The sequence below is a fragment of the Hymenobacter sp. HD11105 genome (assembly GCF_054051685.1).
On the sequence record NZ_JBSWBR010000002.1, the window covers coordinates 504,851 to 521,345 of the forward strand.

General features: G+C 51.9%; 9 protein-coding genes. 1 reads left to right on the top strand and 8 read right to left on the bottom strand.

Annotated elements, in window-relative coordinates; genetic code table 11:
- Positions 1-187: 187 nt before the first annotated feature.
- The 6 genes from ACW9KT_RS08460 to ACW9KT_RS08485 all read right to left on the bottom strand — a co-directional run bounded on the left by ACW9KT_RS08460 (position 188) and on the right by ACW9KT_RS08485 (position 10,000).
- Positions 188-1,912 carry a hypothetical protein gene (locus ACW9KT_RS08460; RefSeq protein ID WP_457079290.1) on the bottom strand — a complete coding sequence of 575 codons (1,725 nt, stop codon included), beginning with the start codon at positions 1,910-1,912 and terminating at the stop codon, positions 188-190.
- A gap of 34 nt (positions 1,913-1,946) precedes the next feature.
- Positions 1,947-3,455, bottom strand: a complete 1,509-nt coding sequence (locus ACW9KT_RS08465; protein ID WP_457079291.1) for a glycosyltransferase — start codon at positions 3,453-3,455, stop codon at positions 1,947-1,949.
- Between the two features lie 46 nt (positions 3,456-3,501).
- Positions 3,502-4,584 carry an NAD-dependent epimerase/dehydratase family protein gene (locus ACW9KT_RS08470; RefSeq protein WP_457079293.1) on the bottom strand — a complete coding sequence of 361 codons (1,083 nt, stop codon included), beginning with the start codon at positions 4,582-4,584 and terminating at the stop codon, positions 3,502-3,504.
- Between the two features lie 367 nt (positions 4,585-4,951).
- Complete coding sequence (locus ACW9KT_RS08475; protein WP_457079295.1) at positions 4,952-5,827, bottom strand: AraC family transcriptional regulator; 876 nt, start codon at positions 5,825-5,827, stop codon at positions 4,952-4,954.
- Between the two features lie 173 nt (positions 5,828-6,000).
- On the bottom strand, positions 6,001-6,450 hold the full coding sequence (locus ACW9KT_RS08480; RefSeq protein WP_457079297.1) for a DUF983 domain-containing protein: 450 nt from the start codon (positions 6,448-6,450) through the stop codon (positions 6,001-6,003).
- Between the two features lie 253 nt (positions 6,451-6,703).
- Positions 6,704-10,000 (bottom strand): WD40/YVTN/BNR-like repeat-containing protein, encoded by a 3,297-nt coding sequence (locus ACW9KT_RS08485; RefSeq protein ID WP_457079299.1) that lies wholly within the window; start codon positions 9,998-10,000, stop codon positions 6,704-6,706.
- Positions 10,001-10,199: 199 nt separating this feature from the next.
- On the opposite strand from ACW9KT_RS08485, the gene ACW9KT_RS08490 reads away from it, so the two are divergent.
- Positions 10,200-11,780 (top strand): N-acyl-D-amino-acid deacylase family protein, encoded by a 1,581-nt coding sequence (locus ACW9KT_RS08490; RefSeq protein ID WP_457079301.1) that lies wholly within the window; start codon positions 10,200-10,202, stop codon positions 11,778-11,780.
- Positions 11,781-11,793: 13 nt separating this feature from the next.
- Here ACW9KT_RS08490 and ACW9KT_RS08495 read toward each other — a convergent pair whose 3' ends face one another.
- Both ACW9KT_RS08495 and ACW9KT_RS08500 read right to left on the bottom strand, forming a co-directional pair.
- Positions 11,794-13,140 (bottom strand): alpha-amylase family glycosyl hydrolase, encoded by a 1,347-nt coding sequence (locus tag ACW9KT_RS08495; RefSeq protein ID WP_457079303.1) that lies wholly within the window; start codon positions 13,138-13,140, stop codon positions 11,794-11,796.
- A gap of 60 nt (positions 13,141-13,200) precedes the next feature.
- Positions 13,201-16,143 (bottom strand): glycosyl hydrolase 115 family protein, encoded by a 2,943-nt coding sequence (locus ACW9KT_RS08500; protein ID WP_457079305.1) that lies wholly within the window; start codon positions 16,141-16,143, stop codon positions 13,201-13,203.
- Positions 16,144-16,495 lie beyond the last annotated feature (352 nt).

The window sequence follows — 16,495 nt, forward strand, 5'->3', positions numbered from 1 at the left end:
GATCTGAATGTGAATTTAAAAACAGATTTTATCCTTACTCAATATTCAAGCTGCTCGATTATAGCAAAGTTAGTAAAACTATAAAGATATTATTTAATTAATAATTTATCTATATCAGCCACATATAAGAGCTTAGTAAAGCTAATAATTGTAAGAGTGATTTTTTATGAATATTATAACTATTGTATTATGGGTGTATTGCAACATGCATTTTTTGCTTCTCTACTAATAATACGGAAAACCAATTTTTTCTATTGAGAAATGTTACTTTGTAGTTAGGGTTGGCTAATAGTTTCATTTCAACCCATTGGGGGCAAGATAAATGCTTCATCCACAAATCAGGTGTGTGTAAACCCCTGTGATCTGGTTCGCATTTGCAGAGATAATCTGGAGCATCAAGGACTATAAAACGGTCGTACTGCTGCAGAAATTCATCAGAGGTTAAAACGTTTTTGTCAAATACTTCAGGGAATCTGCGCTTCCAAGCTTCCATGTGCTTATATTCCTGAGGAAGAAAGTTTCCGCTGTACTTATTAATTGCTGACTCCCAGTCTAAAATATAAAAGTATTTACTTTTATGCGCTGAATAATACATGCGCTGATGAAAGGCCGACGAAAAGGGAACAACTCTAGGTAAATCTGCATACTTCTTTACAAGGTCGGGTGACATATCATAGTTTCCTGGGAAGCCAGCCCGCTCAAATTGTACTGCATTATAGATAGGATAAGCAATGATAAGCATAGTCAGCAGAAGCAGCATACCTCGCTTTTTATAAGAGCTTCCAACTACAATTGGCGCATGGACTTTCATACGGCTGCATATAAATGCAAAAAGCAGCACCCAGCCTATAGAACTTGGAATCAGATAACGATTATAGAATATAGGTTTAACGGTCAAAGAAATAACCCATATTGCTAAGGGAACAAGCAAAAAACTAGCGCTAAGTACAATATTGCTTAATTCGTGCTTTTTGATTTTGTGTAGTATGGTGCGGGTATTAATACGCCTTGCGTTAAAATATATAATAGCTAGAATGGCAAAAAACAAAACACAAATAAATCTCGAGAAAAAACTGTTAGTAGAGATATTGTAAATATCGATTAAATCCCGAAAATCAGGCTTAGGTATCCAAGTTCTTGGCTTACCAGCATCAGCCTGAATAAAAAAAGTGGGTAGATAGAAAACAATTGTAGCCCAGGCAATAGCAAAGGATACGTAGAGCAAAGGCCTAAAAATTTTATAAATGCGATCAAATACGACAATCGAAAACAATATAGCTCCACTGTAAAAAAAACCATAAAGATGAGTATGGATAATACATGCTTGTAGGATAATATTTATTAAAAGTATACTTGCAGCTGCTTTAGGATTTCTAGTTAAATAATCATACAAAAAATAAGCTACAGTAACCAAGGCAAGAAACAAACCATACATTCGCGCTTCAGCATTCTGAATAAGAATAACACTCGAAGTACAGAATATTATTAAAACACCGATAATCGTTGGCCAAGCATTGAAGCTTCGTCGTACTGTGGTCCACACGGCTAATAATCCCGTGCAAATGCCTAAGGAAGAAAATAAGCGTAGGGATAGCTCAGATGAGCCAAAAATCTTATCCCAGTTCCAGCCCAAAAAAAAGTATAAAAAAGGAGTGTTATTCAGTTTATCATTAAAGGCAGCGATCATTCTAGTGAATGACGGTTCTGCTGTCATGTAATAAGAAAATAGCTCGTCATTCCAAAAGTACTTTTTTGAGGAAATAATAACACAACTGCTTAATAGAGAGATCACAGCTAGCGAAAGCAAAAGATACTCCCAGCTAGCAGGTTTAGAGATAGATTCTTGTTCTTTTTCTTGTTCTTTGCTGTATTCTTGCACGCTGCTCTCTTCGTTTACTTCCTTTTTTGTCATTTCTTAATTAGCATAAGTTAATGAGTTCGTAGCTTTAAACTGCTTTTCTAAGGGTGATCTTTGAATAATATTTCTTGCTATTTAATACTTTCTTCGCCCAGAGTCTACTTAATACTTGCCAGTAGCCACCCCCTACTTTTACTAATTTGAAGGAGGATATTCCCATGTCATGCGTGCGATTAATCCACGATATAGGTACTTCCTTAAAACTAAAGCCCATTAAAACTGGAAGCAAGCCCGTTTCAGCATTTATCGCAAAACCGGGCTGAGTCAGTTCAATCTGTTCTAGCACTTCCTTTTTAATAAGCTTCAGGTTATTGGTCAGGTCTCTAAACTTGGTTCTTAAAATGAAGCGTGCTAGAAAATGAAATCCTCTGTTCGCGAAAATCTTTTGGAAGGGGTAGTTTAACAGTACACTATGCCGAGAAAAACGGCTGCCTATTACGACATCATAGCCTTCGTTTGCTGCATCGAAAATATCTCGTAACTCGGGTAACAAATGCTGGAAATCACAATCCATAGAGAGAATGAATTCTCCTGTAGCCACTTTATACCCGTCCTGTATCGCCCGGCCGACTCCATTGGGCGGTGTGCGCGTAACAAGTTTAATTAATGGATATTCCTTTGATAATTCAATAATGACGTTGTTGGTATTGTCCCGGCTATTATCATCCACTAAGACTAGTTCCCGAATATACTCCCCGTATAAATTCATCAGCCGGCTGACTAAAGGGCGCAAATTCATCTCCTCATTGTGACAGGGAACAACGACGGATACCGCTTTTCTTAAGCGAGTATGCTCATATAGGCTACACTCCGGTTGCGTGGTTACTCGAGGAGGCTTTTGGGCATGAAGGAGAATGGAACCGGCCAGAACGCGAATGAAAGGCATGTTCTCGAGCAGAATAGATAAATTCTCGAGAAGCCACGAGCCCTTATACGTCAGTGGAGCATAAGCAAAATCAGTGAAAACTGAGAATACTTTGATGAACCCAACTTCTGAGATGATCTCATACAGCGCCGGTTTGCTCAGTAATCGTCGTTGGTCTTTGTTGCCCAGAAATCTTGAGATGAATCGGTTTAGATTTAAAACGGGATTCCAAGGGTTACTCTCGTAAAATAGAATTTGCCCCCCAGGCTTTAATAAGGTGTAGGCTTGTTGGAGAACCCAGGAGCAGTTCGTGACATCCAACAAGTCCATGGCGATAATAAAATCGAATTCCCTGCCTTGTAGGGCATCTGGGAAAAGGGCCAGGTTTACATACTCTACGGATTCGATTTTGCTGACTGCCTGCGCTGAATTGGCTGTGAAAGTGGCCGCTGTAATAGGATTTTCGGCTCTGGAAACCTTTAGTAGCTTCGCCGTGAGTAAACCTTGTCCGTAGCCCAGCTCTAGAATGGACTGACTGGGCATGAGGTGCATCACATGCCGGAACGTTTGAGCCCTCCAGAGCAATCGGTCCTCAACGATAGGATCTCTTTCCTGCCAATAATGATCTCGAAACTGCTCCCGTTCCCCTAGCGACTCTATAACTTCCGGCATTCAGCTTGGATCTATAATTGACTTACTACCACTCCAGAAAGTGGTTCTATCGGCTAACACTTGTAGAAGAATGTTGCGAAAATCTCAAGCGCGAGGCCTCAACTATTTGTCGTATTGTCTCGTCGAGGGAGATAGAAATATCCCAAGTGGGGAAGTGCTCCCGGATCTTCGCCAGGTTCGATATGTAGCATATATGGTCAGCGGATCTGTTTTGATCTACATATTTGTATACCTGAGGTATATTAGAATGTTGTTTAACTAGTTCGAAGGCTTCTAGAATCGAGCAGGAGTTGGCCCGGCCTCCTCCCAGGTTATACACTTCGCCTATCCGGGGCGCCATAATAAAGTGTTCGATAAAACGAGCTACATCGTGGGAGTGTATGTTATCGCGCACTTGCTTGCCTTGGTAGCCAAAGATGTTGTACTCACGCCCCTCTAGGTTACATAGAACGAGATAGCTCAGAAACCCATGGAGCTCCACCCCCGAGTGGTTAGGACCGGTTAGGCAGCCTCCGCGCAAGCAACAGGTGGGCATACCAAAATAGCGTCCATATTCCTGCACCATTACATCGGCCGCCACTTTCGAGGCTCCAAAAATGGAATGGTTAGATTGATCAATGGGAAAATCCTCCGCGATACCATGTAAATAGTTGGGATCGGCGTAATCCCAGCGCGTTTCCAACTCGACTAAATCGATCAGATTGGGCTTGTCGCCATACACTTTATTGGTCGACATATGTACGAAGGGAGATTCCGGGCAGACGCGGCGCGCGGCTTCCAGCAGATTCAGCGTGCCCACCGCATTGGTATCAAAGTCATCGAAGGGAATGGCGGCGGCCCGGTCATGGGAAGGCTGGGCGGCGGCGTGTACAATGGCGCTTGGGTTGAGTTGCTTTACTAACCCAAGCACTTGTTCGCGGTCCCGGATGTCTAATTCGTGATGATGAAAGTCACTGCCTAGTTGCATAACCAGACGACGCTGGTTCCAGCGGGTATCGCCCTGGGGACCAAAAAAAACGGCCCTTTGATTATTATCTACCCCATGGACTTGCCATCCTCTATTAGCGAAATATATGGCTACTTCAGAACCAATTAAACCCGAGGAGCCCGTTACTAAAATTTTTTTCATCTATTGAATAAGTAAAATGCAAGCGCTTTCTGCGTAGCTGACTATTTGTGTATATTTCGAACTTAGACTATATGAAAATTTAGTGCCAATGGTACGCAATGCCTTCTAAATCAACTTTACAATAAGCTAATGAGTTGACTTTTAGTCGCCAATTTTGTTTATGCCACCACCACTAGAGTAGATAAATATAGGCAGTTGCTAAAAGTCGTTAAAAGACTAAACAAATAACAACAAGTGCCATAAGCGAGACATGATTGCAACTTTTCAAGTTGCAATTTACTAATAAGTTTTATTCCTGTTTTCAGACACACCCTTGGAGCCACTTTGCTTATGCCGTCAATAATAAACTACAGGAAACTATAAGCTACTAAGTGGAGCTATGCTGGTGCTGGCGAAAAGTTTCCGGCGCCTGGCCCACGTACTTTTTGAAGTACCGAGCAAAGTAGGAAGCATCGTCGAAACCCAGCGCATCTGCCACTTGAGCCACTGACAGCGCGGAGTGCTTTAATTGGCGCTGGGCCTCCGTCACTACCCGTTCATGGATTAGGTCGCTAGCTGTTTTGTTGAGCATACGGCGACAGATAGCATTCAGGTGGTTGGCCGTGAGGGATAAGCGCTCGGCATAATATCCTACCGATTTTTGGGTGCGAAAATGTTGATTAAGCAACCGACCAAACTCCCGCACATGGTGCTGGCCGTAAGCCGGTGGCGAAGGCGAATCGTGAGGGTAAAAGCGGGCCGCGAGCTCCAGATATAAGAAGAGGTAGGCGCCCACTACAAGGTCACGATTCGAGGCGGGCTGAGCGGCGGTATTCTCTTGGTAAATGCGCTCCATTAAAGATAGCAAGCCATTGTCGGCAAGGCTTGTGTAGACTACGGGAGCATTAATCGGGTTAAAAAAAGGATACTCCACCAGCCTAGCCGCCGGGTACTGCTGTAGATAAAATCCCTCCTCAAAAAATAAGATAAACCCACGCGCATCAGCCGACAGTGACCACGAGTGAACCTGCCCTGGCACCAGAAAAAACAAGCTGCCCGGCTGTAAATCGTACGAAATCAGGTCGATAGTATGGGTGCCGTAGCCGTGCGTAATGTAGAGCAGCAGGTAAAAATCGTGCGCGTGAGGCTCTTGCACGTGCGGAAACTGCGCCACGTGCACCTCTAACTGCTGAATATAGTATAGGTGCTGGTGATGGGAGAGGAACGCATCAAGCGCCAAAACCGGCAACGACGGAGCTTTCATAGGAGCGGGCTGAAGCCGTTATCCAGGCCCTAGCTTGTCGGCGCAAGCTACACAAGGTTCGCTTCCAGGTGTTAACTCGCTACTACGTACGGCTGGTTGGCGGTAGCTGGCGTGCGGTATTGCAGTAACATAAAAAAAGCGGCCAACCGATATCGGTTGGCCGGTGAAAAAAGTTAAGCAAGGGCGTTCAGGGGGCTTTTTTGTTCGACAGGCTTCTGCCCATCCTCTAGCTGCCGACGTTTAGAGTATTTCGGGTCGAAATGAATGAAGCCAAACAGATATAGCATGATGGCGCGAGAGTAGCGCAACGTGAGCGGCGCCGTGACCAGCACAAAGCCTGTTACCACAAGCACGTATACCCACACTGCTGGATCGTTGAATAAGTAGTAGGTAGCTACTCCTCCCACCGCAAAGCAAGCCACTGAAAAGGCGTAGCTCACAAACATTGCCCCCCAGTAGAAGCCTGGCTCTGGCTCATAGGCTACCTCGCAGACGGGGCACCGCTCGGGCATCACCGCGTACTTGGTAAGTCGATAGGCGGGGTAAAAAAACAACTTGCCTTGATGGCAGCGCGGGCAGCGTAGATCCAGAAGAGCTAATGTTGAAGAATCAATAGGTTTCATAACAGTTTGATTATGAATAATTTGTTAACACAAAATTAACTATGGTACACTAGCCAGGTAAGACACAAACTCGGGTAGTTACCGCACAAATCAACGATCTGCTCACTCTGACTTTGTATGAAATCTCCCAACATCAATGTGCCTCCCTTTCCAAAGGGAGGCACATTGATGTTGGGAGTACTCGCTACCTAATATGTTTTCTTGCTGGGCCTTGCTCTAACTACTTTGATCTAAACCCCGAAAGCGGATATTCTCATTCAAAGTAGAACCCTGAGACCTGACCATCCAGGCAGGCTGCATTTGGCCTGCCTGGATGGTCAGGTCTCAGGGTTCTGAGCGAAGCCGGCGGGGCTGGCTGCGGCAGCGTTATAGCATCCACACTTTTATCCCGAATGAGCTTGTTCAATGCCGGAATATCCTGCTCCTTGAGCATCTTGAACTGATTGAGCTGCTGATTTATCTGCTCCGTTACTTCCTTCTTAAACGCTACAGCCTGTTCTGTGGGTCGATAGTCGCCGGTGCTGGCCTGGCCGACCAGGTTAGCCAGCTTGTTGTTTAAGCGAATGGGGAAGTTCAGCGGGTCCTGACCGCTTTTGTTCTTGGTCTGGTACAGTGTCTCCTCAATCTGGGTCATTTTCTTGTCAATGGCCGCTGCTGTATCCACCACATCCTTAGCATTAGCCTGGTCTTTCAAGGGGCCCATGATGGTGTTGAGCTGCCCGCGAATGGTGCGGATATCGCGGATAGCATCGTGGGTTTCCGTGAGCTTCTGCTGCACCTCTTGTAGGAAGTTAAACTGCGCCTGTAAGTCCTCGGGGGTGGCTTTGCTACGTGGGTCGGGCAGCACGGTAAAGGCCGTTTCCCGAGTTTCCTGATTTAGTGTCAGGCGGGCTTTATAAGTGCCTGGCACGGCCCTAGGTCCCTGGGTGCCGCCACCCCACAGAATTAGCCCTTCAAACTGGCTGGCATCGGGGTAGCTCAAATCCCATACGTATCGGTTCAGGCCCTTACGAGTAGGCAGTAGCTCTCTTTTTACCTTGGCTTTTTCTGCCTTCGTCAAATTTTTGCCCCCCAGTTCGCGGTCGGTGTTAGCGAACGTGCGAATAAGCTTGCCACTTGAATCCAGGATTTCCAGTTTCACTTTGCTGGTAGAATCTTGCTTTTGGGCGAAGTGATAGTGAATCATAACCCCACCCGGATGATTCTGGCCTGCGGTTTTAGGAATAGTAGGAGTGCCGCGTCCCTCCATCTTATAGGTCGGGGTAGGCGTGTACAGATGAAACTTGCTGGCGGCCACCGGCGCGCTCAGCTGGTGCAGAGGCGTGATGTCGTCGAGCAACCAGAACCCGCGGCCCTGAGTTGCGGCAATTAAGTTGTCATTTTTAATCGTGAGGTCGGTGATAGAAGCCGGCGGCAGATTAAGCTGAAACGGCTGCCACTGCTTGCCATCATTAAAGGAGACGTACATGCCATATTCGGTGCCGGCGTAAAGTAGACCGGGGCGCTTATGATCAGCGCGGACTACGCGGGTAAAATGCGTATCAGGAATGCCGGTAGTGATTTTTGTCCACGTCTTGCCGTAGTCGGTCGTCTTATACAGGTAGGGTCGAAAGTCGCCGGACTTGTACATGGTGGCCGCCACGTAGGCGGTACCCTTGCTGGTGGGGTGGGCGTCGATGCTGTTAATCTGAATCCAGTCGGGCATGCCTTTGGGCTGCACCTTCGTCCAGGTTTTGCCCTGGTCACGGGTTACGTGCAGCAGCCCATCGTCGGAACCTGTCCAGATAACGCCTTGCTCGGCCGGCGACTCCGCAATGGCGAAGATGGTACCGTAGTACTCCACGGCCGTATTATCTTTGGTAATGGGTCCACCCGACGGCCCCAGGGTTTTCGGATCGTTGCGGGTCAGGTCGGGGCTAATTATTTCCCACGACTGCCCTTCGTTGGTTGTAGCGTGCAGATGGTTGGAGCCGGCGTAAAGCTTTTTGGGGTCGTGGGCGGAAAACAACAAGGGAAAATTCCACTGAAACCGATACTTCATGCCCTCCGCGCCGTGGCCCATGGGGTTGTCGGGCCACACGTCAATATTGCGCTCCTGCTTGGTGCTATGGTCTACGCGGGAAAGAAAACCATCGTAGCTGCCCCCGTACACGATGTCAGGGTTGCGCGGATCCACTGCTATGTGGGCGCTTTCGCCCCCTGCCGTTGCCTCCCAGTCGCGTTCCTCGATGCTACGGCCCGCCGTGCGGTGCGGAATGCGTACGGTTGAGTTGTCTTGCTGGGCCCCGTAAATGCGATAGGGAAAAGAGTTGTCGGTAACCACGCGGTAAAACTGCCCCGTGGGCTGGTTGTGGTACGTAGTCCAGTTCAGGCCACCGTCGGTGCTCACTTGGGCACCACCGTCGTCGGCCATCACCATGCGGTTGGGGTTCTCGGGAGCGATCCATAGATCGTGGTGGTCGCCGTGGGGGGCATCATTGGCCTGGAAGGTGCGGCCTCCGTCCTTGCTTTTATGGTACGATACGTTCAGCACGTACATGACGTCTGCATCCTTGGGGTCAGCATAAATACGGGTATAGTACCAGGCCCGCTGGCGCAGATTGCGGTCGTCTGAGAGCTTCTGCCAGTTCTTTCCGCCATCATCGGAGCGGAATAAGCCTCCCTTTTCAGCCTCCACCATAGCCCACACCCGACTGGAATTTACGGGCGAAACCGCCACGCCAATGATGCCTAAAGTGCCCGCTGGCAAACCTTCATTGCGGGAAATATCCTGCCAAGTGTCGCCGCCATCGGTGCTTTTCCATAGGCCCGAGCCCGGGCCACCCGAGGAGAAGCTGTACGGGGTGCGCCGCACGTTCCAGGTGCTGGCGTACAGAATGCGCGGGTTCCCAGGGTCCATAATTAGGTCGACGGCGCCCGCGTCTTTGTTGGCAAATAGAACTCGCTCCCACTTCTTACCGCCATCCTTAGAGCGGTACACGCCGCGCATCTCGCTGGGCGCGTACAGGTCGCCCATTGCTGCTACGTACACCAGATCCGGGTTTTTGGGGTGAATGCGGATGCGGCCGATATGGCGCGAATCCTTCAGGCCCACGTTCACCCAAGTCTGGCCCGCATCCTGCGACTTCCACACCCCAAAGCCCGACGACACGTTGCCACGCACGGTTTGCTCGCCCTCGCCAGCGTACAGCACGTTCGGGTCTGACTCGCTGACGGCTACGGCCCCAATGGAGCCACCGAAGTAGCGGTCCGAGATGTTTTCCCAAGTGCCACCGCCATCGGTGGTACGCCACACGCCGCCCCCGGCCGTGCCCATGTAGTACAGGTTGGGGTTGCCGGGCACGCCCGTCGCCGTACCCGCCCGCCCACCACGGTACGGGCCAATGGAGCGCCACCGCAAGCCGTTGTACAGGGTAGTGTCATATACGGCCGCCGTGCCTTGGGGGGCTTTTTTTGATTTGGAGCGCTGTTGTGCCTCGGCTGAAGTAGCAAGTAGCAGAAGAGACAGCACGCCAACAAAAGCGGCATTCAACGGTAGCGAAAGTTTCATGCGCAGGGAAATTAACATGGAGTAAACGCTGAGAGCGGGCGCCCAAAAACCACGGTGAAAGGGCTTAGCAAGTCAACTGCCTCTAAGGTAATCAGCCTTAAATACTAAACTAGCGAGCAGCTTTCTGAGGGGCTATAATCTACTGATGGAGTTGCTGCTGATGACGCAGTAAAACCTGCTCTGTACTACCTTAGCAGCTATGCGCTGCTACCTGCTCTTTCTGTTGCTTTTCGCCCAAATCGCCTCGGCTCAAACCCAGAAGGCTGACGTTCTAATCCGTAATGGTCGGATCTACGATGGCACCGGCAATACCTGGACCCTGGGCGACGTGGCCATCCGAGCGGGGCGTATTGTGGCCGTGGGCTGGCTGGCCGCCAGTTACCCCGCCGACACCGTGCTGGACGTGAAAGGGCTGGCCGTAGCGCCCGGCTTCATCGACGTGCACACCCACATCGAAGACGACGAGCTGCGCCAACCCACCGCCGATAACTTTATCTACGACGGTGTGACAACCGTGGTGACGGGCAACTGCGGCTCCTCGCGACTGGCACTGGGGGGCTATTTTCACGTGCTGGATAGTGCCCGATTGTCGGTGAATGTAGCTTCGCTGATAGGTCATGGCACCGTGCGCAAGGCCGTGTTGGGCCGGGCAAAGCGCACGCCCACGGAAGCCGAGTTGCTGCGCATGGAAGGACTGGTGGATAGCGCTATGCGGGCCGGCGCCGTGGGGTTATCGTCGGGGCTAATCTATATTCCGGGCACCTATGCGCAGACCACTGAGCTGGTGCGCCTGGCGCGAGTAGCGGGCCGGCACCACGGCCTCTACGCCACTCATATGCGTAATGAAAGCGACAGTGTTACCTTCTCCATTCAGGAGGCGCTGCGCATTGGCCGCGAAGCCGGGCTACCGGTCCAGATTTCTCACCTCAAGCTGGGCGGACAGCAGAACTGGGGCCGAACTGCCAACATGCTCAATCTTATTGAGGAAGCCCGTCGGGCGGGTCAGGAAGTCACCATCGACCAATACCCCTACACGGCTAGCTCTACTTCACTCAGTACTCTGATTCCTGAGGATGTGCAGGCCGATGGCCGCGACTCCCTGCAGGCTCGCTTGGCGCGCCCTGCCGTTCGTAAGGCGGTAGTGGCTAGCATGGTAGAGCGCCTGCGCCGTCGTAAGCTCAAGCACTTCAGCTACGCCGTGGTGGCCAGCTTTCCGCCCGATACTAGCTATCAAGGCCGTAGCATTGAGGAAATAAACCGTCGTCGGGGCCGTCGTCACAACGCCCGCGCCGAAGCCGCCACTGTGCTCGATCTGGTGCTACAGCACGATGCGGGCATGGTGTTCCACGGTATGAGTGAAACAGATGTGCAAAACATCATGCGTTACCCGCAGAATATGGTGGCATCGGATGCCAGCATTCGGGTGTGGCAGGAGGGCGTACCGCATCCGCGCGGCTACGGCTCCAATGCCCGTGTACTGGGTCACTACGTGCGCGAAAAGCACGTGCTGACTCTGGAGGAAGCCATCCGCCGCATGACCAGCCTGCCCGCCCAAACCTTCGGCTTCGCGGATAGAGGCTTGCTGCGCCCTGGTTTCGTCGCTGATATTGTCGTTTTCGATCCAACTACTGTAGCTGACCGCTCGACCTTCGAGAAGCCTCATCAATACTCTGTGGGCATGCAGTATGTGCTGGTAAATGGCCGCATCACCCTGCGCGATGGCCGCCATACCGGAGCCCGTGGGGGGCAAATTTTGTATGGTCCGGGCCGCCAGCTATAACGCTACTCGAGTTTTACGCTTTCTCCAATACCCGCCAGCCGTGGGCTGGTACTAGCAATTCTTCGCCCGACGATAGGGTGAGTGTAGTGTCATTGAAGATGTCGGTCCAAGTACCTGCAACTTCACCAGGTAATGGCAGCGTCTGTGAAGTGGCCGCGCCGTTGATAACGCAGAGCACGGCGTTACCTTCCTTGTGGCGCCAGAAACCATAAAGGCCGGCGGGACCGGGTAGACGCTCGAAGTGACTGGCGGTGTCGCCGTTGCGCAGGGCCGGGTGCCGACGCTTGAGTTGCAATAGGCGAGTGTAGAAATCCTGCAGCGGAAAATCTTGCCAATCAATCGTGTCCTTATTGAAGAAGGCCAGGCGCCGGTTCAGGGCCGCTTCCTGACCAGTATAGAGCAATGGCATGCCAGGTAATAGCACCGTGAGCACGGCGAAGGGCAGCGCCATCGGTCCCAGACGCTCATACTCGGTGCCGTCCCAACTGTTCACATCGTGGTTGCTGGTAAAATGCATCAGATAGACCGAAGGCGGATATTTGGCTCGCTCAGCGGCCAGGTAGTCATCAATGGCTTGGAGTGGCTGCTTGCCTTCCGCAATGTGGTCGAGCAGGTAGTGCAGACGCAAGCCAAAACTCATGTTGAAGGCCTTTTCTAGCAGCTTGGTATCGCCGTTGAATTCCTCCCAAGAAAGCCCCCCAGATGGATATAATTCGTCCCATTCGGCCAGCATAAATAAGGGCTTCACCGCGTCCAGCTCCACACGGGCATCGTTCCAGAAATCGGTGGGCACGAGGCCGGCCACGTCGCAACGGTAACCGTCGATGTCGGTCACGCGCACCCAGTAGAGCAGAGTATCCGTCATGTAGCGGCGCAACTCTGGGTGGGTGTAGTCGAAGGCTACTACATCGGTCCAATCGGCTACGGGCGGCACCAGGTTGCCCTGGGCGTCGTGCTGGTACCAGTCAGGGTGTTCGGTTACGAGTGCATTGTCCCAACTCGTGTGGTTGGCTACCCAATCGAGCAATACACGCAGACCTAAGCCGTGGGCTTTGCTTACAAGATTGCGCAAGTCGTCGAGGGTACCGAACTCGGGATTGACACCAAAATAGTCGCGCACGGCATATTGGCTGCCTAGGCTGCCTTTGCGTTCCACCTCGCCAATGGGATGAATAGGCATCAGCCACACAATGCTTATGCCCATAGCGGCCAAGCGGGGTAGATGACTTTCGAATGCACGGAAAGTACCTTCTGGCGTATAATTACGCAGGTTCACCTCGTAAATAGTAGCCTGGGCTGCCCACTCCGGATGGCGAACCTGGAACAGATGGGCATGAGGATGAAGGGCAGAATCAGACACGGCAGCAACTATGGGGGGCAAAATGACTGCGTCAGTGTACGCAGGATGAAGCTCAACAGGCTACTGCAGTGACTTTTTCAGTGGATTGTGGCCGTCTTTTTCTCCACCGTTGATAGGTAAGATAGAACCCGACAAGCGCGTTTCGGGAATGGTGCCGTACGCTGGCTGCAAGCCGCCTAAGTCGATGGCAATACGGTCGAGCACGACGCCCGGGTCGATCAGGTAAAGCGTGAGCGTGTGCCGCCCTGGGCTGAGTTGTTGCCCTTTAATTTGCCTCTGGGCGCTGTTGCGTAGCACATTCACCTTCCACTCTTCCGAGCGACCTACCGTTTTAAAATCAACTACGCGTACAGGCCCATTATCCAGGGCTACGCCGTAGCGCATGCTGCTTGAGCGGGTGGTAGGGTGGGTGGGCAGCGAAGAGACGGTAACGACGGGCGCCGCTTGCGTGAAGGTGTAAAAGTCGTACTCCACGGCCGGCGCCAGCACCCGTAGGTTGACGGTATCTACGGGCGGGGTGGCCAGCAAAGGTTGAGCTTGTACGGATTGGCCCGTGTGGCCAAGTCCCTCCACTACGGCCCAGTGGCTCGCGGCCTTATCGACTTTTCGGCTGTAATGAGCAGCCGCCAAAGAAACGTACCCATTACTTTCGATAAAGCCTTTGTAATCAGCCGCTAGTTTAGCTTCAGCCGCCGCGGCTCGCACAGCCACACGGAAGGTTTTGCCAGCGCCAGTAAACGTCAGGAAGCCAGTAGACTCGCCACGCTTGGGTACTTTGCTCCAGTCGACAGAAACCTGCAGGCGCTGCTGTTTTTGGCCGATGACTGAAGTCAGACTGCCTTTTTTCGCGGAAAGCCCCAACCATTTAGCTGAGGACTTCACTTTCCAAGTAACGGCTTGGCGACGGCTTAGGAATACATCAATAAAATATGACTGTTGACCCCAGGGATAAAAAGTGGGCAGCCTCAGGGAAGATGCGGGCGTGACGGCTTGAATTGAGTCGTGGGGGGCAAATCCTTCGGGCGCGATGCCCCAAATCTGGGTGGTATCAAGGGTGAGGGGAGGAGCAGTTGGCGCTTGGTACACGGGCAGGTCGCGGGGCTTCATCGACATCATGCCGCGCCATTTGCCCCCCGCCAGCTGGTTGTTATAATACTCCGTTTCTTGCTCAATACTGGCGTAGGCCTGTTGGGCCCACAAAGCATAATCCGCGGCGCTGGCGCGGTTTTGCTTCGCGTACAGGTAGCTTTTGTCCTGATACAGAAACTTCTGATTCATCAGCGCCGCACCCACGACGGGATAATAGACCAGTTCGTAAAACGCATCGGCGCGGGCCGGCGCGATTTGGGAGCGCAGCTGCTGGACTTGCTGCACTAAGGCTTGGTAGCGGTCGAGGCGGCGTTGGGCTTCGTCGCCGTAGTAGAAGTGGTTATACTGCGTACGTTGGGTCGGCGTGGTGGGCTCAGTTTGGCTCCAGCCCATGAACTCCGGGCGGCGCTCGAAGGCCAGGTCGTAGTATTCCCACAAGATGTCGCGCAATGCCTCGGCGTGTTTTTCTCCAAACGCCTCCTGCAACCACTGTTGTAAGTGCGCTGGCCCATAAGTGCTCTGCGCAAATGGCCGGGCGTCATAGGCCATATCCAGGAACAGTTGCGTGTTGTATTCCAGCGGCTTAAGGTCGCCCACGTTCAGCACCCAAAGCCGATTGGATTTTAGCGCGTGGGATTTCATCATTTCCTCCCGAATGAGGGCCGGGTGGGTGGAACTTAGCCAGAGGTAATCGTGCGGCCGGCCCCAGTAAGAAGCGTGATAATACACTCCTGAGCCGCCCTCACGGGTTTGCTCTTCCGGGTTACTCAGGCGGCTGATATAACCGTAGTTATCATCGGGCCACACCAGCGTCACGTCATCAGGAAGTTTTAGGCCGGCGTCGTATACGTCCAGGACTTCCTTATAGGCCGTGAATATCTGCGGGATGCGGGTCACGTCTGGAGCCACGTGGCGGCGCAGGATTTCGCGCTGGTCGGCCAGCACGTTTTGCAGCATATGGGCGGCTTGCTGAGGCGTTTTGGCGCCTTCCATACCGCTATCGTGCACGCCGCGCATACCCAGCGAATAGATGGCCTCCAACGAGCCCGCTTGCTTGGCTCGCTGCTCCCAGTAGCGGTACACGGCGGGTTTATTACGAAAATAGTCGAACGGCCCCATCGTTTTTTCGTGCCACTCATCTACGTTGTTGCGCAGCATGGGCTCGGCATGGGAAGTGCCCACTAGAATAGCGTAGCGCTCGGCCATTTGCGCGTTGCCGGGATAGTGAAAAAACGCTTTGGTGCTCGGGTGCATAGCCGGCCAAATCAGGTTGGCTTTCAGGCGCAATAGCAACTCAAAAAGGCGCGCGTAGGTGTTCGGACCAATGTCCTTAATATCCTTATCCAAGTTCAGCGCCGCCCAGGGTTGTAAGCCCCAATCTTCGTCATTCAGAAAGATGCCACGATACTTCACTGTAGGCGCGGGGCTGTGGTATACGCCGGCCGTGAGGTACAGATTATCCTGATGCTGAGGTGTCACATCGGCCCACCAGTACCAGGGCGACACGCCCAGGCGACGCGACAACTCGAATACTCCGAAGGCCGTGCCCCGCCGGTCGCTGCCCGCTACTACTAGCGCCTTTCCCGCCCTCCCAAACGGTTGGTCTACCACGCCGATACTAAACGTTTCGTGCTGCCCTTGAAGCTGCTTTAGATTTGCCGCTCCCGCCGCCGCCAGCTTATCAATCAGGGCAGACTGGCCCAAGGTGCCGATTAGCACAGAATAGGGTGCTAGCGGCCTAGGTTCGGTGTGCAACGCGGACGTCGTGCCGGTTATACTGTTGATGTCGTGAGCTAGGGCTTCGGCCGCTACGCGCACCACTTCCGCATCCTTTGCATCTAGGTAGATCGGGGCCGCTGTGCGCTGGTGCACCAACGGAAAAACCGCTGAGCTGTGCGAAGCAGCTAATTGCAAAGGTGCCGGCTTACTTTCCTGTGCCCTCGCCGGTTGGCTTAGAAGTAAAGTCAGCAATGCTAGAAGGTGCACTGTCCATTTTTTCATCGGATATCAGATTCCTATAAGCAGAAGGGAAGAAGAGGGCACGCTGGGACATAAGATGACCAAGAGATAATGACCAACGACCAGCCGCCTGCCCGAGGCCACGCTAAAGCCGCTTAACACTAGGCGACAATCTACAGTACAGCGCTTTATGTATGGTAACAGAAGCAATAAAAATGCTTCTAATATCGAAGTCTGGGGGGCTTTTTTCAGTGATTAATGAGGGTTTTTGGTAGCTTTAAGAATACTCAATGGAGTTAATCCGCTA